The organism is Marivita sp., assembly GCF_048006345.1.
In the GTDB taxonomy this organism is placed as follows: domain Bacteria; phylum Pseudomonadota; class Alphaproteobacteria; order Rhodobacterales; family Rhodobacteraceae; genus Marivita.
On sequence record NZ_CP180351.1, the window covers coordinates 1,819,768 to 1,838,894 of the forward strand.

Genomic DNA, 19,127 nt, shown 5'->3' on the forward strand with positions numbered 1-19,127 from the left:
AAGGAATTGAAATGACACTGACAGCTCAAAAGGCACCGACGGAAGGTGTCATCTCCCATATCCGGGGGCGGGCCCTTTGGATGCGGAGAACAGCATTGCAAATGGTGCACCGCAAAGGCCTCGGCCATATCGGCGGTGACTTTTCGGCGACCGACATCCTTGCCACGCTTTATTTTGGGGTGCTTCGCTATGATCCTGAGCAACCAGACTGGGATGGGCGCGACCGCTTTGTCATGAGCAAAGGTCACGCAACCGGCGCTCTATACACAGCCCTTGCGGCGGCGGGCTTTTTTCCGGAGGACATGCTGCAAACGTACATGCAGCCAGAAAGCAAACTGAACGGCCACCCAAATCGGAATTACCTGCCTGGGGTCGAAGCGAATACAGGACCGCTTGGTCACGGCTTCCCGATTGCCGTTGGGATAGCAATTGCAGCAAAGCTGTCAGATGCATCGTTCAACACCTATGTGCTTACGGGTGATGGCGAGCAGCAGGAAGGCTCGAACTGGGAGGCGGCCATGGTTGCCGCCCATCACAAGCTTGATAACCTGACGCTCATCATCGACCGCAACCATCTGCAACAGGGGACGCGGACGTCCGAGACAACGGCGCTCGACCCGCTTGACGAAAAGTACCACGCTTTCGGGTGGGACGTGGTCGATGCTGACGGTCACGATCCTGTTTCGCTTCTGGATGCGCTTGATCCATCGACCCGGGATGGACGTCCGCGCTGCGTCATCGCCCACACGATCAAGGGCAAGGGTGTATCCTTCATGGAGGACAAGGCGAAATGGCACCACGGTGTCCCTTCTGATGACGAATACGCAATTGCGATGCAGGAGCTTGCCTGATGCCCGCCGCTCAAGAACTCTTTGATTGCCGCAAGGCCTGGGCGACCACGCTTGAATCTCTTGCCGAAGAAGACACGCGCATCGTCGCCGTGGTGAACGACTCTGTCGGCTCTTCGAATCTCGGTGGTTTTCAGGCGCGCTTTCCGGACCGGATTGTGAATGTCGGCATTGCCGAACAGGTGATGGTCGGCGTCGGAGCCGGCTTGGCCAACGGCGGTCGCGTGCCATTTGTTTCCGCCGCATCTTGTTTCCTGACGGGTCGTGCGCTTGAGCAGATCAAGGCCGATGTCGCCTACTCGAATTACAACGTGAAGCTTGTTGGCCAGTCTTCGGGCGTGGCCTATGGCGAACTTGGCGCAACACATCATTCGATCGAAGATCTAACCTGGCTTCGCGCGATGCCCCAAATCACGACAATCGTCCCAGCCGACCCCTGGGAGACCGAAGAGGCCGTAAGATGGGCTGCTGCGCACGACGGCCCAGTCTATTTGCGGCTTTCGCGCATGAAAGTGCCTGACCTCGGCCCTGATGCCGACGGCGCGCGCCGCTTCACCCCCGGCCGGGCTCGCACGATGCGACACGGGGATGATGCCACCATCCTAGCAAGTGGCACGACGGTGCACCTTGCTCTGAACGCTGCTGACGAACTGGCCGCCGAAGGGATCGATGTCCGTGTTCTTTCGTTTCACACTCTGAACCCGATCGACGTAGATGCAGTTCTTGCGGCGGCTGAAGAAACCAAAGCGCTGATCACCGTCGAGGAAGGGCTCAAATCCGGAGGTCTCGGGGGAGCAGTGGCGGAATTGGTGACCGCCAATACGCCCGTCCCTCTCGAGCGGATCGGCTTTGATGGGTTTCAGACGACGGGGGATGCCGAAACGCTCTTTGCCAAGGCCGGATTGTCCGCCGATGGGATCAAGAGCGCGACACATCGCGTCCTCGGAAGAAAGTCCAAGGACCGATGATCTGCCTTGCCATAGATCAGGGCACGACCAACACAAAGGCGCTTTTGGTCGACCAGTCCGGTCAGATCCTTAGCACTGCGTCGCGCGCGATGACGTCCACCTATCCACATGCGGGTTGGGCAGAGCAGGACGCGACCCAAATCTGGGCATCAACACAAGCCGTAATCGCCGAGTTGACGAGGGAGGCCCCGGCCATCGACGTGATTGGCATTGCCAATCAGCGCGAAACGCTTGTGGTTTGGGACGCTCAGACGGGTGACCCCATCGGACCGGCTCCCCTTTGGCAATGCAGGCGGACCGCAGCGCAATGCCGAGATCTGGTGGATCAAGGACACGGTCCAGACGTGCACAGTCGCACGGGACTGGAGATCAACCCGCTTTTTCCCGCCTCGAAACTCACATGGTTTCTGAACACCGATGCACGCGCGCGCGATTTGGCGCATTCTGGCAACCTTCGCGCGGGAACGGTTGATACATGGTTGATCTGGAATCTGACCGGCGGCACGGTCTTCGCCACGGATCATTCCAACGCCTCCCGAACACTTTTGTTCGACACCAATGCGATGTCGTGGAGCAATGTTCTGGCCGATATCTTTGGCGTCCCCCTCAGTTGTCTCGCGGAGTGCAAGAGCTCAGATGGCGATTTCGGGTGCACGGGACCAGGCATAGAGGGCGTTCCCGCAGGTATTCCCATCCGTGCAGTGATGGGTGACAGCCATGCAGCGCTATACGGCCACGGTTTGCGCAATCCGGGGGCGGTAAAGGCGACCTACGGCACTGGCTCTTCTCTGATGATGCTGACAGAAGAACGTTTGCTGCCCAACAGCGGGATCTCTTCGACAGTCGCATGGACCGAAGGCGGGCGGACGATCTATGCGCTCGAAGGCAATATCACGGTGTCCGGACAGGCTGCCGAATTTGCAGCAGAAATGCTCGGCCTCGATAGGGTGACCGATCTCGCGGATTTGGCCGATACCGTCGACGACACGGGCGGCGTTACCTTCGTGCCCGCGCTTGCAGGTCTTGGCGCGCCATATTGGGACGATGAGGCGCGTGGGCTTTTCGCTGGCCTGAGCCTTGGGACAAAACGTGGCCATATCGCGCGGGCCGCGATCGACGCCATTGCGCAACAGGTCGCCGACGTGTTCGAAGCCATGAGCGCTGATGCCGGCCGCGAAACCGCTGCCCTGCGCGCCGATGGCGGCGCGTCTTCGAATTCAAGTCTCATGCAGCTTCAGTCAAACCTCATCGGATGCAAGGTTGAGCGTTCGCAGGTCGCAGAGGTCGGTGCTCTGGGTGTCGCAGCAATGGCCGCAAACGCCATTGGCCATCCCATGGCAATCGACCTTGGGACGGACATTTTTGTTCCGGTTGAGCAGCCTGCGAAACGCAAAGCGGATCGTTTCCGTTGGCGGCGCGCGGTCGCACGTGCGCGAGGCGTCTGACAGACGAGGGTTGGACACCCACTTCATGCGGTCAATGAAATGACCCATGACGCGCGGAAGCCGCAAGGCTATCGCAGGGACATCCCCACGTATGCGCCAGTCGCTTGTGCATCTGTCCGTCTGGGCTTGAGTGCGTATCTCGGCAACGCGAAGGCCAGCCATCGGTTTTGGTCAAATGGTGTGCAAATACAGATCGTAATCGACATCCGGGATCGTTCGCGCCACGCGGGCGTATTCGGCGGCTTTTACGGCTGTAAAGGTGCGGTGCATCTCTTCGCCAAGAGCGTCTTTCAGAAAGACTGATGCCTGCGCGGCACCAATGGCGGCGTTCCAGTCCCGCGGCAGGGCTTCTGCCTTGTCGTCTTCATAGCCGTTGCCCGTGGTTTCCGGGCCGGGGTCGATGCGTTCTGTGATCCCTTTGCGGACAGCGGCGAGCACCGTTGCCGCCACCAGATGTGGATTGGCATCCACCCCCGAGAGACGATGTTCAATGCGGCGGGCGGAACGCGGGCCAGCCGGGACACGCACTGCGACAGACCGGTTGTTGACGCCCCATGTCGGCGCCACGGGCGCATAGCTCTGGTTGGCGAAGCGCCGCCAGCTGTTGGCATGGGGGGCAAAGACCAACATGCTCTCGCCCATGGTGTCGAGCACCCCTCCGATGGCATGTCGCAACAGGTCGGTCCAACCAGCGCCTTCTTCCTCGGTAAACATGTTGTGGCCGTCTGCATCGCACAGGCTGAGGTGCAAATGCATCCCGGAACCCGCATAGTCCGGGAGCGGCTTGGCCATGAAACAAGCGACCGCACCGTGACGACGTGCCTGCGCACGGACAATCCGCTTGAGCCGGGCCAGATCGTCGACCGCCTGCACGATATCGGTCCGGTGATGCAGCGTGAGTTCGTACTGTCCCGGCGCATATTCCGAAATCAGTGTCTCGAGCGTGATCCCGGCCAAGGCCGCGCCGGCATAGATGTCGGCGAACAAGGGTTGCATCCCGATCAGGTGATCGACCGAATACACCTCGGTCTTGGCTGACCGGCGACCATCCAGCACGTCCGCCGCAGGGCGGATGCGCCCTTCGCTGTCCCGCTCAGGATCGAGCAGGAAGAACTCCAGTTCCAGCGCAGCTGTGGGATAAAGCCCCATTTCGGCAAGTGCGGCGACCTGCCGGTGCAGGGCGTGGCGCGGGTCCGACAGCATCGGCGTGCCATCGAGATGGTATTGCGACAGCAGCAGTTCGGCACGTGGCGGGGTCGTCCCATGCTGGGCCACCAGTGACCCGGGCACCGGCCAGGCCCGCAGGTCACCATCGCCCGTGTCCCAGATCAGGCCAGTTTCATGAACATCCTCGCCCACCACATCAAGACCAAGGATCGAGATCGGCAGATGCCGCCCGTTGCGATAGAGCCCTTCAAGTTCGTGCCGCCGGATGATCTTGCCCCGCCCGATGCCATTGGAATCGAGCAGAACGATGTCAATCGCCTCGATCTGCGGATGCGCGGCAAGAAAGTCCGTACACTCTTGCACGGTCGCGCCGGATGGGCAGGTGTCAGACATGGGTGTCTCCTGTCAATGCAGACAGGACGTCCGCAAATGCTGCAATCAGCCTGTCGATCTGTGCGTCTGCCGTGACCGGGCTGACAAGCATCATGTTATGGAAAGGTGCGATCAGGCAGCCCCGGTTCAAGAGCCCCAGATGCAGCGCCCCCTCCAGCGTTGCGTGATGGGCCGCCGCCGCCTCTGTCCCGTTCCGCAAGGGGCCGGGAGCACAGATAAATTCCACCCGTGCGCCGACCCGGACCACATGCCACGGCACTCCCACAGCGTCGATTGTCTTGCTGAGACCTGTGGCCAGCCGCTCGGCTCCGGCGTTCATCTTGGCAAAAGCCTGCGGAGTGGCAACCTCCCGCAAAGTAGCCTCAAGGCAGGCAAACTGCATCGGATTGCCAGCCAACGTCGTGCCCATGCCGGAATGACCGGCAGGTCGATCGGCGTCATAAGCCGCAAAGCGAGCCGCGACCGGATCGGTCATCCCCCAAAGCGCCATCGGCATACCCCCCGCAACGCATTTGCCGATCACGAAGATATCCGGGTGTAACCCGTGCTGGCGGGTATAGCCGCCGTAACCGCTGGATTGGGTGTGTGTCTCGTCAATGATCAAAAGAGCGCCGTGGGTGTCAGCCAGTTCGCGCAAGCCTTCAAGGAACCCGTCCTGCGGCAGGACCATGCAGGAATTGGTCATCACCGGTTCTGTCAGGATGGCTGCAACATCGCCCGCCTTCAGGGCGGCTGCCACCGCGTCCAGATCGTTGAACTCGACACAGACTGCGCCCGTGGTCAGGTCGAACCCCTGCCCCACCAGCCCCTGCCGGGCGATCGTCAGGCCAGATCGCAGTTCGACCATCGTGTCCTCGAGCGTGCCGTGATAGCAGCCATTGAAGACCAGAACCTTGCGACGACCCGTCACCGCGCGGGCGACACGAAGCGCATTGCGGTTTGCATCGGTTGCACTCAATGTGACCTGCCAGCGGAAGGGACCGAACGTGTCCGACATCAGAGCCCCTGCCCGCAACGCCGCCTCGGAGGGCAGCATATAGGTCAGCCCACGCGCCGCTTGGTCCCGGATCGCCCGGGTCACAGCAGCAGGTGCGTGCCCGAACATGGAGCCAGTGTCGCCAAGGCAAAAATCATCAAGCCGGTGCCCATCGACATCCACCAGTGTCGCGTCCTGTGCGGCATCCACCACGAGCGGAAAAGGCGATGGCCAGTCTCGCATCCAGTGCATCGGCACCCGGTTCAGCCAGGCCGCGCTGTCGTTCTCAAAAGCCGCCTGAGCGCGGAGTCGCGCTGCAACAAACCTCGCGTTTTCTTCTGCGATGAAGGCCTGAAGACGGTTGGTCCGGATACCGGCGACGGCGGCATTGTGAGGGGCGGCAAGGTCTGCGGTCATGCTGGCTCCTGGGCTGGACCGGCGGCGTCGGGTCTCGGTTATCCCGGCTTTGCCAGAACTTGCAATGGGACGCCAAGACATTCTTTGATCTGTCAGTTTCGGTAGCGTGACCCACATTGACCCAGACCGATACCGTGACCCAGTGACGGCGTCAGGCGTCACTTGAAATCTAATGCAACGCGAAAGCCGATATGTGAGGTTGAGGACGTAGCGGAGGAACTGTTGCGCGCAGCGATCCTGTACCTGTAGCAATAACTCCTGTGGCACAGAAAAGAGCCACCTTTGCAAAGCTTGAAATCGCTTTTGCCGGCATGGGCTGCCTTGCTGCCTTTCTTGAGTGAACGGACCCGAAAAGTTTCGGATGTCCATTCCCAGACATTGCCGATCATGTTGTACAGACCATAGGCGTTCGGCTCATACGATTGTGCAGGAGCGGTTCCGCAATACCCGTCAAGCCCCCGGTCCTTTTGAGGAAAAGGGCCCTGCCAGATATTGCAGGGATAGAAATCCGTATCGTTGGGTTCCTGATCCCCCCAAGGGAAGCGAACATCGCCAGCACCCCCACGCGCCGCGTGTTCCCATTCGGCCTCGGAGGGCAGCCTGCCGCCTGCCCAGAAGGCAAAGGCCTTGGCATCGTTCCATGAGACGTGAACGACCGGATGATCCGGCAGGGCGTCTGCGCCGCCCGGTCCGGCGGGCCGACGCCAGGTCGCACCGGGCACCAGGCGCCACCAGGGCGCGACTGCCACGGCTTGTGTCGGGGGCGTACCGCTTGGCAAGAGGCCCTGAAACACCAGGGAATCGCCGAGGCGTTCGGCATCCGTAACGTAGCCGGTCGCCTGCACAAAGCTCTCGAACTCTGCCGTCGTCACCGTGGTCGCGCCAAGGCGGAACCGCGCCAGTTTCTTGCGTCTGATCGGACCTTCTCCATCAGCAGGCAAAACGGGCTTTGCTGTGCCGATCAATGCCACTCCGCCGGGGATGTCTACGCCCTTGATGGGGGAGACTGCATGCCCATTGCATGTTGCAACCTCGCGCGTCTCCGGCGCGTCGGCTTTTTGCGGGCGTGGAGGCGGGCAACATGACATCAGGTGGTTTCCGGACCCAACCAATTCGGGGCAAGTGTCCTCCGAAACGACACTGCATTCCAGCGAGACCGTATCGTCATGTGCCCTTTGCGCGCGGATGTTGGGGCGGTGTGACCGGGACATAGGGGAACCGTCCGCGCTGTTTGGTTGCAGTCGTACTCGGGTCCGTTCCGCCGCGCACATAGACCTTGGCTGGATCATAGGGTGGCCCATAATCCCAATACGGAAAGCGCCCGTGCTTCATCGCCGACTGCACAAAGAGGCGTTTCTTCTGTGAGGCCCGGATACGGCGGTCCAGATCGTCCTCGTCCCAACGGGCCTGCATTTCCGCCACCATATCTTCAAGAAGCGCCGCATGCGCCGGATCGTTGGCAAGGTTGTTCAGTTCGAGCGGGTCCTCATACAGATCGAACAGCATCTTCGGATCGGTGCGACTGTGGACCAGTTTGTAGCGGCCTTTGATCATGATCAGCGCTGGAGCATAGAGCCCCTCGCCGTTGAACTCTATGAAGATCCTGTCATCCGGGCTTTCACGCTCGGGCAGGTTCAAAAGGCTTCGCCCGTCAATTGGTGCCGCGTAGCCGTCGAAACTGCCGCCACTGGCAATTTCGGTAAACGTTGGCAGCAGATCGACAAGCGAGGCAAGTGCCGTTTCGCGGTGACCTGCTGCAACGCCCGGCCCCTGCATGATGAGCGGTACGCGGACAGACGCCTCATAGGGGTTGAACTTGTACCACATACCGCGCTCGCCCAGCATCTCTCCATGGTCCGAAGTGATGATGACGTAGGTGTTGTCGAGCTGGCCGATGCTTTCCAGAGTTTCGATCAAGCCACCGATCAGGTCGTCGACATGGGTGACCATCGCCATGTACCCGCGCCGCGCATTGGCAAGTTGTTCGGGCGTGATGTCGAATTCGTCCTGGCGGATCGTCAGATAATACCGCTGCGACCAGGGGTCTCGCTCTGCATAGGGAATGTGGGGAACTTCGGGGCCGGGAATGTCGACGTCTTCGTACATGTCCCAATACTTTCGGCTCGCCACGAATGGGTTGTGCGGCTGCGTGAACGAGACATGCAGCATGAAGGGACGATCATCGGTCGAGCGGGCGTGATTGTAGAGTTCCTGCTTCGCGGCGTGGAACACCTCCTCGTCATAGTCGATCTGGAGGTTGCGCTCACAGGGACCAGCCTCAACCACGCTGAGAAGGCTCATGACAGACGGCGCGTACGGCTCGTCCGTTTGTTCCCAGTCGGCGGTCCAAGCGAAATCCGACGGGTAGATGTCGGTTGTCACACGCTCTTCGAAGCCATGAAGCTGATCGGGGCCGACAAAGTGCATCTTGCCTGACAGCGTCGTCTTGTAGCCGAGACTGCGCAGATAGTGGGCGAATGTCGGCTCGGAGGCGAGAAATTCGGCGCCATTGTCAAACACCCCGACATCCGACGGAAGACGGCCCGTCATCATCGACGCGCGCGATGGACCACAGACCGGGTTGTTGCAATAGCTGTTGGTGAATGTCGTGCCGCGCTCGGCGATCCGGTCGATATTTGGAGTGATCGCATAGGGCTTGCCATAGGCCGAGAGGCAAAGCGCTGTCAGCTGGTCGGCCTGAATAACGAGGATGTTCGGGCGCGTCATAGGGCTTCCTTGGGTAAACGTGATGGCCCCGGACCGGCACAGACCGGTCCGGGCAGCGGTCAAAGGAGGCGTTCAGCCACCGGTTCGGGTAACGAATTCTTCGATGCCAGGGACACCTATTTCCCGGTAGTAGCGCAGCGCACCCGGATGCAGAGGTGAACCGAAACCGTCGAGCACGGTTTCCTTGGACATCTTTCCAAATGCCGGGTGAACGCCCGCAAGCGCGTCGAGGTTCTCAAAAACGGCCTTCGTCATAGCATAGACCCGCTCTTCGGGGACATCAGCCGAAATCACCAGACCGTTGGCCAGACCGTAGGTCGGCACATCGCCCGCGACGCCTTCATATGTGTTGCCGGGGATCGAAAGGCGGAAATAGGGCGGATAGGCAGCCTGCAAGTCTGCGAAGAAGGCGTCATCAACCGGAATGAGTTTGAGATCGCGAGTTGCCGCGAGTTTGATGACTGGTGCCAGTGGAAACGATCCGTTCCAAAGCGCCGCATCAATATTGCCGTCGCTCAGCATGTCCACCATATCGCCGAGGCGGACACGGAACGGTTCAAAGTCCTCCCCCGCGACCTTGGCCATCAACACGTCGGCGTCGAGCATCGACACGCCACCCGGCTGTCCCATGCCGATGCGTTTGCCTTTGAGATCTGCGACCGAGGACACTCCGCTCCCCTCCACCGTGATGATGTGCATTGCGACCGGAGCGATTGACATCCATGACAGGATCTTGCCTGGCTCGGTTCCGGCATAGTTTCCTGTCCCTGCCCAGGCTTCGTAGGCGGATAGTGAGGTCGCCATGGAGGCCTCAAGCTCTCCATTTTGCATCAGCGCGATGTTCGCGACATAGCCCTTGGTTTCTTCGGCCGTCGCCTCGACACCTTCCACATTCCTGTTGATGACATCCGCGATGCCCGCCGACCACGTGTAAGCGGTACAGGTGACCGGGCAGGACCCGATCGACAAGTAATCATTCGCATGGACTGCGGACGAACACGACAGTGCTGCCGCGAAAACCGCGACTCTCAGGCCAAGTTTCATTTCAGATCTCCCTTTGATTTGATGGATGCCGGTTGTGCTCCGGCTTGTTGGTCTTGTGGAAAAGTCGCTCGGGTCACGACGTAGATCAGGGCGGCCAGAGCCAAACCGGCCGCAAGATCGAGCCGCCAGTCCGACGTCAAGAAGCAGATGGCGAGAACAGCAAAGCCTAGGCGTGTCACCAATGTCAGCCGCCCTTTGAAAAAGCCGATTATCGCCGCGCTCGCACAAACCCCGCCCAAGATTGCCGTGACGAAGGAGACACCGATCTGGGTCACCGTCACGTCGATGCCGAGGATCGACGGGTCGTAGACAAAGAAATATGGAACGGCAAAGGCGGCCATTCCGAACTTGCAGGCAAGCAACGCGATCTTGAGCGGGTTGCCGTCGGCAATCGACGCCGCGGCGTAGGCGGCCAAAGCCACCGGCGGTGTAATTGAAGAGAGCATCGCCGAGTAGAGAACAAAGAGATGCGCCGCCAGCAGCCCAACGCCAAGATCGACAAGAGCCGGCGCCACCAGCGTGGCGACCAAAATATAGGCCGCCGCCGTCGGCAAGCCCATGCCCAGGACAAGACATGTCAGCATGGTCAGCACGAGGGCGACCGGGAGAGAGCCACCTGAAAGTAGGACGACAAGCGTCGAGAATTTCAGGCCGATCCCGGTCAGAGTGATGATGCCGATGATCACACCTGCCGCCGCACAGGCCAGCGCAACCGGGATCACCGCGCGTGCTGCAGCTTGTGCTGTCTCGATGAGACGTGTCGGGGTCAAGGCACTCTCACGGCTGAGAAAGCTGACCAGCGAGGCGGCGACGATTGCCCAGAATGACGACAGCATGATCGAATAGCCGTTCAGCAACATGCTGATGAAGATCGGCAGGGGTGCGAGCAAATAGGCGCGCCGCAAGATCGACGCCCAGTCGATCGTCGAACCGGCATCGCGCAGAACAGGAATGTTCCGCCGCACGGCTTCGAAATGCACCATCGCGAGCAGCACAGCATAGTAGATCACGGCGGGCAGAAACGCGGCCTTGGCGATGGTCAGATACGAGGTCTCGGTGAACTCTGCCATGATGAAGGCCGCGGCCCCCATGACGGGCGGCATCAACTGGCCACCGGTCGACGCGACGGCCTCAATCGCGCCAGCGGCCTCTTTGTTGTAGCCGCTCTTTCGCATCAGCGGGATCGATATTGGGCCGGTTGTCAGCACGTTGGCGACCGCCGTTCCAGAGATCATGCCCATGAGGCTCGACCCCACAACCGCTGCCTTTGCCGGGCCGCCGCGCAACCTGCCGGTCAGCGCGGTGGCGATGTCCATCAAAACCTGGCCTGCGCCGGTTTTTTCCAGCAGCGCCCCAAGAACCACCACGCCAGTCACAAAGGTCGCGCTGACGCCGAGAGGTGTGCCGAAAATGCCCCCACCGCCGAGATAGACCTGGGACATGACACGCTGGACTGAATACCCGCGGTGACCGAAGGGTGACGGCAAATAGTTACCGAAGAGCCCGTATAGGATAAAGGCGCTGGCAAGCAGCACGATCGGCCACCCGATGGTTCTGCGACATGCATCGAACAGGGCAATGATCAGCAGAACGCCGAGGTAGACCTCGAATTGCGTGATCGCGCCGTAGCGATTGTTGATCGCCTCGAAATTGACCAGCTGATGTCCGACCGCGACAAGCCCGCCGGTCATCATGAGAACTGCGAAAAACCGCTTTAAACCGGGGTAACTGCTTTGTGGCCTGTCGGCGTCGAACGTGTCGCGCAGGGCATAGGCGGTGACCAGAACAAAGATCATCAGCAAATGCGCACTGCGCTGAATGCCATCAGGGAAAACACCGAAATAGGCGCTGTAAAGTGTAAGTCCGATCAGAGCCAGAGCCGTTAGGGCGAGAATGAAATTCAACGCCGAAACGATCCGGGGCCTATCCATGGCGGGCCGTCCGACGCTCCGAGATCTCGGCCAGACGGTCGTAGTCAAGCCGGTCGGAATAGCAAAAAGCATGAAGCGCCAGCAACGCCGCCGACCGTTCCGGGCTTATCGTGCCCCGTACAAGTCGAAACGGCGCAGCGCGCGCATGCCCGAACTCCGTCTCAAGGGCAGTTTGCACGCCATCGAAATAGGTTGGGTTGGCTCCAAGATGGCCGCTGATAATGATCATCTCGGGGCCAAGGATCTTGCCCATGCTGTCGATTGCTGGCGCAAGAGCCTTGCCGGCATCCGTTACCAGACCAGCCGTGTCTGCGTCATTCAGGACATCGAGAAGATACGAGGCGTAGTCAGACAGACGCGACGTGTCGAATTTCGGCTGATCAAGCTTGCCCAAGCGGGACAGCAGGCCGAAGCCGGTCGCGTTGAGATTGAGGCAATCGTTGCGCCCACACACGCAGGTCAGTTCCGTTTTCTGCGACCGGATATGACCGATCAAGCCAGAGAACCCCGAGGCACCGCGCACCACCCTGCTTTCGGAAACGACGCTGGCACCTACGAAGGTCGCCACGTGAACGAGCGAAAACTCGCGGGACGCGCGCGCGGCGCCAAAGCGCATTTCAGCAGTAGCGATTGCGTTCGCGATGTTCTCGATTTCGACTGGCAAGTCGAGGATCTTGCGAAGCTCATCGCAAAAAGCGCCGTCATCATTTGACCAGCCGAAATATTCCGACCGGAGGATCTCTCCCTTCTCAGGATTGGTTCGCGCTGACAACGCCACTCCGATGCCGACGATACGCTCGTTATCGATTTCGGTGTCGTCGATCAGCTCCTTCAGCGCGCGCGCATAGACCTGCGCTGCGCCTTCGACGCTTTCGAAGTTTGGGTTTGTAATCGCACGGGTCGCTTGGATTTCTCCGGCGGCATCCGAAATCGAGACTTCGGAATGATACGCCGAGACAGTGATCCCAACCGCGTAAAGGCTGGTCGGCACAACCCGCAGGCCGGTCTTGGGACGCCCTACCCGCTTGCGCTGGTTTCTTGACCAGTTCTCGTCTTCGAATTCCTCAACCAGTCCGACTGCCAAGAGTTCACGGACGATCCGTGTCGCGGCCATCTCGGAAAAGCCAAGCGCACGCGCCAGGTCTGCCCGACTGACCCCGGGCTGTGCCTCGATCAGGGAAAGTGCCATTCCGCGATGTGAACGGCGGAGGCTGGCTGGCGTAGATGTGGAGTTCAAATTAATAACCATCAGTTAGTTAATAATAAGCGCGCATCGATTCGGCCAGCAATATTGAACCTGGTGCCGGGTGGGAAACTGTCTTGCGGCGCTCGACCCGTGTTTTCATGCGCTTGATGCGACGCTGCAGGAAAAGCCGCGGCTCAATCCGCAGGAAACAGTTCAGAAGCTACAACAAGGTGCCGTTGAGGAAGACCAAGTCACGGCCCTCCGGCTTCGCGGAGCAACCCGGACCCTCTGGGGCATGTCCTTGCGTCTTGGGGTGGTCGCACGATGCGGACAACCAAACTCGAAAAGGCTACTCTTTTCGGAGTTCATGACTCCGCCAGAAACCTCGCAAAGACAGAGATGGCCGTGCCGGCCTGTTTTCCGCGCCAGAGATACCCCAGCGGCGCCAAGGGTGTGTTTATGTCGGATTTCAATTCGCACACGCTGCCCTCACCCAACCAGGACGCGGCAACGCTGCGGGGAAGAATGGCCAGATAGCGCCCGCTTTCGAGCATTTCGCGGGTGAGCTTTGGAATGTGCATCACGATCTGGCATCTCACGCTTTGCGGCCAGCCTGCTTTGACGAAGACCTCCTCGAACCGGTTGCGCGCAACGGAACCGACATGGTTCATCAACCATTTCCCGGTTCCAAGTTGCGCAAGTGTCGGATGCTTCACCTCGGCCAGCGGATGGGTCTTGCCGCAAACGACGACCAAGGCATCCTCCACACATCGCTGAAACTCCCAGCCTTCCGGGATCACTTCGGGTTCGCGCGTGCAGATGATGTCGGCCGTCCCATCCGAAATGCCGTGCAATGGCGTCGTGCTTGACGCCTCCACGATCACCACCTGAATATCGGGATAACGTCTGGCAAAGTCATCAAGTCGTCCATGAAGCATGCCGCCAAGGGCTGCTGGACTGCTGGAGATTCGTACCAGTCCACCATGATTGTGCAGACGATTGGCCACAGCTTCGGCCCCGTCACGCAAAGCATCAAGGATGCGATGCGCTACCGGAAGCAGGTCTTTGGCCGCCTCGGTGGGTTCGACCCCCCGTGCATGTCTGAAGAAAAGCTCAGTCTCCAGCAATGCTTCCATCTCGGCCACGATTTGCGTCACGGCAGGCTGGGCCATGTTCAACGCTGTCGCCGTGCGTCGCATGCTGCCCAATTCGATGAGGCGGACGAGCACCAACATGTGCCGGACCTTGCCCTTGAGCAGGAGACGGTTCATCAGAATGTTGGCATCGGGCGCGGGCATCATATCGCCTTTTCGTATCACTAAGTCACATTGATTATTTTATCCCTATATCTTGGAACGACTAGAGTTGCGATCAGAGTTTACGCCCCCACAACGCTGACCCGAACCAAGGACGCCATTTGGACATCGCCGATATCCCGCCTAAACCCGTGGAATTGCCGACAGGCGCCACGCTGAATTACATCCGCGATGGCGCAGGAGACCCGCTTGTCTTCATACATGGTGCCATGGGTGATTATCGCTCTTGGCGGCCACAATGGACCCATTTCACCACGCGGTTCGATTGTATCAGTTACAGCCGCAGATACAGTTTTCCGAACCCAAACGAACTGACGACACATGATCACAACGCGCTGGTGGATGCGGCTGATCTGGAGGCATTGTTAGACGCCCTGTCACTGGACAGTGCAATCCTCGTCGGAAGCTCTTATGGCGGGTTCACCGCTTTGGCGATGGCAGCCCGTGCACCTGAACGGGTCAAGGCCGTTGTCTCGGTCGAAGCGCCGATGATGCGCTATGCCGCGCTAACCGAAGAGGGCACACTGATTTCGGAGGCGTTTCTTGAAAACGCGGCCCGACCGGCGCGCGCAGCATTCATCCGCGGAGACGATGTCGAAGGCGTTCGGCTTTTGACCGGCGGTATTTCCGGGCGTGCCCCCGAGGCCATTCCGGCGGCCGTGCTGGATCGGCGCATGACGAATGTCCGCGCGGCCCGCAGCTTGGCCTTGTCCGATGACGAGTTCCCTTGGATCGAGCCGGAGCGGCTTGCCGCCTTGCAGATGCCGATCCTGCTGATGTCAGGTGCCGAAACCGCGCCGGTTCATGCGGCGATCTTCAGGAACCTCTGCACGGCAATGCCACAGGCAAAGGTCCGGATCATCCCGCGAAGCGGCCATTCGGTATCGCAGGAGCAAGCCGAACAGTTCAACAGCGAAGTGATGGCGTTCCTCGCCGAAAACCGCCTGCTCGCGCAGGCTCTCGCCTGACGTTTCCGTCTTCAGCGATCAGGTATCAGGATCGGGCGCAGGAAGTCGACCACCTCTGGAACCACGGCCTCAAAGCCATCGCCTCCGTGTCCGCCACCTGCAACGATCCGGAGCGAAACATCCGTGCCATGCGCTTGCAAGGTTTCCATCAACCTGACGCTTTGCAGCGGCGAGACCACTTGGTCTGCATCCCCATGCACCAGAAAGAATGGCGGAAGAGGTACATCTTTTTCCAGTGCGGCAAGCGCCCGTTCAGGGCTGGCTGCATCTGCCGCTTCGGGATTTTCCGGCACCGGAACCCCGATCAACTGGCTTTCCGGCGACGGCTCCGGGAACCGTTCGTTCGCGCCCGGGACATCATCGTTTGCGCGGTCTTCCGTCAATTGCGAGAGGTTGGACGGCGCATACCACGACACCACCGCATCGACCTCGATTGCGTCGCTTTCGAGGTCGACCAAAGCAGACCACAAGGCAAGATGCGCGCCGGATGATTGCCCCCACACAGCAAGGTGGTCCGTGTCTATTCCGAGTTCTGTGCCGTTCTCGGTGAGAAAGCGCAGAGCGGCCAAAACGTCTTCGCGCTGGGCTGGCCAAAGGGCCTCGCTTGAATAGGTGTGATTGATCGACGCCACGGCGATGCCCGCACCGGTCAGCGCCTCAATCCGGCCATAGAGTTCGATCTGCGACTTGTCATTACGGAACCAGCGCCCGCCATGGATGAACATGACTACAGGGGCGGCACCTTCGCCTGCGGGCAAGTAAAGATCCAAGGTATTTCTGTCACGCGGACCGTATGCAAGATCCCGCTCTACGGATTGGGCCGACAGGCTGGAGGCCAGACCAAGAGCCAGGATGGATGTCATGATAAAGCGTTTCATATCAGTCTCCTAAAGCGTTCCAAGGCTATCCGCCTTGGCCCAAAACAAGGTTCGGCAGCCATGTCGACAGGGCGGGGATGAATGTCACCATCATCAAGAGACATAGCATTATGAGAAAGAACGGCACGGTGCCGCGCAAGACCTCGCTGACGGGGCGTCCGGTGACGTTTGACATCACGAACAGGTTCAGCCCGATTGGCGGAGACAAGAGGGCCAGTTCGATATTGATCACCATCACCACTGCGAAATGGGTCATGTCGATCCCCATGTCGCGCACGACAAGCGAGACCACGGGCAGCACAATCAGGATGATTGCGACCCCTTCCAGGAACATTCCCAGGATCAGCAGACAGGCATTGAGGATCAGCAGGAATTGCCACGGCTTAAGATCGCTTTCGATGATCGTACGGGCAAAATCCTGCGGGACGCCGGACTTTATGATCCAGGCCGAGACAAGCGTGGCGCCCATGATGATCAGGATGATAACGGATGTCCGGTCGACCGCGTCGGTCAACATCTTCGGAATGTCGCGCAGCCGCGCCGAGCGGTAGACAAACAGCACCGCGATCAGCGCACAGAGCACACCCAGAACCGCCGCCTCCGTCAGGGTGACAAACCCGCCATAGATGCCCCCGAGAACAACGATCGGGATCATGTAGGCCGGGATCGCGTGCAGGTTCGTGGACAGAAACTCCCGCCCCGACACCATCGGTTCCGCCCTGCCCCCGACACGATCGGCAACAAAAAAGACATAGAGCGCAAAAAGACCAGCCTGCATCAATCCGGGGATCACGCCGCCAAGGAACAGGCGCGGAATGCTTTCTTCGGCGATCAGTCCGAAAAGGATCATCGGCAGCGAGGGCGGGATGAGTATCCCAAGTGTGCCCGCTGCCGCCGTCAACCCCATGGCAAAGCTGGGTTTATAGCCCCGTTCGACCATCATGGGCACAAGCAGCGTGCCCATCGCCATGGTCGTGGCCGCAGACGACCCTGTGATTGCGGCGAACACTGCCGTGGCGGCAATGCCCGACATGGCCAACCCTCCCCTCACCCAGCCAATCCACGCCAGAGCCGCGTTGAAGAGAACCCGCGCAAGTCCACCCCCCTGCATCAGCACGGCGGCAAGAATGAAGAACGGAACCGAGATCAGGATGGGAGATTGCAGGTGGTCGAGGACATGTTGTCCCAGACCGGCGACCGTACGCCCTTCGGCAACCAGCAAGGTCGAGGCTACGCCCATCAGAACGAGGTAGATCGGTATGCCGAGTGCGAGAAACAGGATCACGGCGCCAAGACCGATGACGATGAGGCTGCCCATCTTTGTGCGTTCCTAATGGGATTGTGACTGCCGGACACTTTGCCCCGAAAAGAGCAGCAATCGCAGTCTTTCAAGGATGAAGATCAGGTGAACAGTGAAAGAGACACTCAAGGCCAGATAGAAAACCCAGAATGGCAAGCGCAGGGTGCTTTCGGTGCGTTCGTCCCAAAGGATCGCCTCCTGCACAACGATCCAGCCCGAGTAGATGAAGAACACCGCAACCACGACCGCAAAGATCAACGCCAGCACCTCGGCAGCGACCTGAACCTTGGGGCCGAACATGTTGAAAAGGAAATCCACCCGGATATGTTGCGCGCGTTTTTCGATCCGGGCGACCCCGAGAAGGATCGCCCAAACCAGAAGAAAGACGCAGACCTCAAAGACCCAGTTCGGCTGCAGGGACGGTGCAAGATAGCGTGCACCGACATTGAAGGTCAGCAGGACGAAACAGATCGCGATCGCTGCGGCTGCAATCCAGCCGATCAGATCGTCGAGGAATGCGATCAGGCAACTCACTTCACGGCGGCCTCGGCCAAGCCGACGATCTCGGCGGAGAGCTCGTATTTCGAGACAACGTCCTGCTGTTGCGGCATCATCTGTTCGCGCATGGCTTGTGCGGACTCTGCCGAGGCATCCGAGATCTTGACGCCCAGAGCTTCCAGTGTCGCACGGTATTCTCCATCAAGCGCAATCGCTTCCGCGCGCTGCGCCACCACGTTTTCGTTCCAGACTTCGGTGAACAACGCCTTTTCGTCCTCGGTCAGGCTGTCCCAGTATTTCTGGCTGACAATCGGCACAAGAAAGCCAACGATACCCTGATCCCAGAACCCGTAACGCACGCCGACATCGGTCAGTTTCTGCTGCACCACGGATTCAATCGACCCCATTGTCGCATCCACCGTGCCTTGCTGCAGCGCCAAAGGCATATCCGAACCGGGCATGACCACGGGAACACCACCCATGCCCTCGACCCGTGCCGCGGGCGCGGCACCACCGGGAATGCGGACCTGCATACCGACGAATTCCTCGAAATTCGTCAGGGGTTTGGCCGTGGACCAGTAGTACACCCGTCCGAGCAACGGCCAGTGACCGGGAACGACAACACCCATCTTGGCCTCTAGCATCTTGTTGAGTTCCGTCCCGAGCGGCCCGTCCAGCATCGCCGCGCGCGCGTCTTCCGTCATGCCGTTGAGGATCGGCAGATCGAGCACGTTGATGTTGGCCTCGATCCGGCTCAGATAGGGCGACGGCACGATAGCCATGCCCACATCTCCCCGTGCCACCGCTTTGGACACATCCCGCGCGTTGTAAAGCTGGCTGGAGTCGAACACCTTGCCCGTCAGCGCGCCCCCCGACCGTTCTTCCAAAGCCGCCACGAAATCCGTCATCGTGGTCGTTTGCATGTGATGCGGCGGCGTTGCTGTCGAGATGACCAGTTCATCGGCAGCAAGTGCTGGTTTCGCCAAGAAAGCCGATAGAACGGCAGCGGCGCAAAACGCCAGTCCAGAGCGACGTGTCGCAAGCATTTCAATTCCTCCCTGTCGC

At 59.9% G+C, this 19,127-nt stretch carries 16 protein-coding genes; 4 read left to right on the plus strand and 12 right to left on the minus strand.

Annotation, left to right across the window (positions count from 1 at the left end; translation table 11 throughout):
* The first annotated feature begins 11 nt into the window (after positions 1–11).
* The 3 genes from ACMVPR_RS09070 to ACMVPR_RS09080 are packed head-to-tail and all read left to right on the plus strand — an operon-like array spanning position 12 to position 3,261.
* Positions 12–851 (plus strand): transketolase, encoded by an 840-nt coding sequence (locus ACMVPR_RS09070; RefSeq protein WP_416882590.1) that lies wholly within the window; start codon positions 12–14, stop codon positions 849–851.
* Positions 851–1,816 (plus strand): transketolase family protein, encoded by a 966-nt coding sequence (locus ACMVPR_RS09075; protein WP_416882591.1) that lies wholly within the window; start codon positions 851–853, stop codon positions 1,814–1,816. The genes ACMVPR_RS09070 and ACMVPR_RS09075 overlap by 1 nt, the downstream gene beginning before the upstream one ends.
* Positions 1,813–3,261 (plus strand): FGGY-family carbohydrate kinase, encoded by a 1,449-nt coding sequence (locus tag ACMVPR_RS09080; protein WP_416882592.1) that lies wholly within the window; start codon positions 1,813–1,815, stop codon positions 3,259–3,261. Before ACMVPR_RS09075 ends, ACMVPR_RS09080 begins: the two co-directional genes overlap by 4 nt.
* 171 nt (positions 3,262–3,432) lie before the next feature.
* On the opposite strand, the gene ACMVPR_RS09085 is transcribed toward ACMVPR_RS09080, so the two are convergent.
* The 8 genes from ACMVPR_RS09085 to ACMVPR_RS09120 form a co-directional block, all read right to left on the minus strand.
* On the minus strand, positions 3,433–4,821 hold the full coding sequence (locus ACMVPR_RS09085) for a glutamine synthetase family protein (protein ID WP_416882593.1): 1,389 nt from the start codon (positions 4,819–4,821) through the stop codon (positions 3,433–3,435).
* Positions 4,814–6,214 (minus strand): aspartate aminotransferase family protein, encoded by a 1,401-nt coding sequence (locus ACMVPR_RS09090; RefSeq protein ID WP_416882594.1) that lies wholly within the window; start codon positions 6,212–6,214, stop codon positions 4,814–4,816. The genes ACMVPR_RS09085 and ACMVPR_RS09090 overlap by 8 nt, the downstream gene beginning before the upstream one ends.
* Before the next feature lie 158 nt (positions 6,215–6,372).
* Complete coding sequence (locus ACMVPR_RS09095; protein WP_416882595.1) at positions 6,373–7,302, minus strand: formylglycine-generating enzyme family protein; 930 nt, start codon at positions 7,300–7,302, stop codon at positions 6,373–6,375.
* A 76-nt stretch (positions 7,303–7,378) separates the two neighbouring features.
* A complete protein-coding gene (gene betC / locus ACMVPR_RS09100; protein WP_416882596.1) occupies positions 7,379–8,941 on the minus strand; it encodes a choline-sulfatase in 1,563 nt (520 codons plus the stop codon).
* A 72-nt stretch (positions 8,942–9,013) separates the two neighbouring features.
* The gene (locus tag ACMVPR_RS09105) at positions 9,014–9,985 is read right to left on the minus strand and encodes a TAXI family TRAP transporter solute-binding subunit (RefSeq protein ID WP_416882597.1); all 972 of its coding nucleotides are present in this window, start codon (positions 9,983–9,985) and stop codon (positions 9,014–9,016) included.
* Positions 9,982–11,916 carry a TRAP transporter permease gene (locus ACMVPR_RS09110; protein ID WP_416882598.1) on the minus strand — a complete coding sequence of 645 codons (1,935 nt, stop codon included), beginning with the start codon at positions 11,914–11,916 and terminating at the stop codon, positions 9,982–9,984. The genes ACMVPR_RS09105 and ACMVPR_RS09110 overlap by 4 nt, the downstream gene beginning before the upstream one ends.
* Positions 11,909–13,105, minus strand: coding sequence for an ROK family transcriptional regulator (locus ACMVPR_RS09115; RefSeq protein ID WP_416882599.1), 1,197 nt, complete (start codon positions 13,103–13,105; stop codon positions 11,909–11,911). The genes ACMVPR_RS09110 and ACMVPR_RS09115 overlap by 8 nt, the downstream gene beginning before the upstream one ends.
* A 362-nt stretch (positions 13,106–13,467) precedes the next feature.
* Positions 13,468–14,403, minus strand: coding sequence for a LysR family transcriptional regulator (locus ACMVPR_RS09120; protein ID WP_416882600.1), 936 nt, complete (start codon positions 14,401–14,403; stop codon positions 13,468–13,470).
* Positions 14,404–14,519: 116 nt separating this feature from the next.
* Here ACMVPR_RS09120 and ACMVPR_RS09125 point away from each other — a divergent pair, with 116 nt between their 5' ends.
* Positions 14,520–15,386 (plus strand): alpha/beta fold hydrolase, encoded by an 867-nt coding sequence (locus tag ACMVPR_RS09125; protein ID WP_416882601.1) that lies wholly within the window; start codon positions 14,520–14,522, stop codon positions 15,384–15,386.
* An 11-nt stretch (positions 15,387–15,397) separates the two neighbouring features.
* On the opposite strand, the gene ACMVPR_RS09130 is transcribed toward ACMVPR_RS09125, so the two are convergent.
* The 4 genes from ACMVPR_RS09130 to dctP are packed head-to-tail and all read right to left on the minus strand — an operon-like array spanning position 15,398 to position 19,108.
* Complete coding sequence (locus ACMVPR_RS09130; protein ID WP_416882602.1) at positions 15,398–16,264, minus strand: alpha/beta hydrolase fold domain-containing protein; 867 nt, start codon at positions 16,262–16,264, stop codon at positions 15,398–15,400.
* Between the two features lie 25 nt (positions 16,265–16,289).
* Complete coding sequence (locus tag ACMVPR_RS09135) at positions 16,290–17,582, minus strand: TRAP transporter large permease (protein WP_416882603.1); 1,293 nt, start codon at positions 17,580–17,582, stop codon at positions 16,290–16,292.
* A gap of 12 nt (positions 17,583–17,594) precedes the next feature.
* Positions 17,595–18,098 (minus strand): TRAP transporter small permease, encoded by a 504-nt coding sequence (locus ACMVPR_RS09140; protein ID WP_416882604.1) that lies wholly within the window; start codon positions 18,096–18,098, stop codon positions 17,595–17,597.
* Positions 18,095–19,108, minus strand: coding sequence for a TRAP transporter substrate-binding protein DctP (dctP, locus tag ACMVPR_RS09145; protein ID WP_416882605.1), 1,014 nt, complete (start codon positions 19,106–19,108; stop codon positions 18,095–18,097). The genes ACMVPR_RS09140 and dctP overlap by 4 nt, the downstream gene beginning before the upstream one ends.
* Positions 19,109–19,127 lie beyond the last annotated feature (19 nt).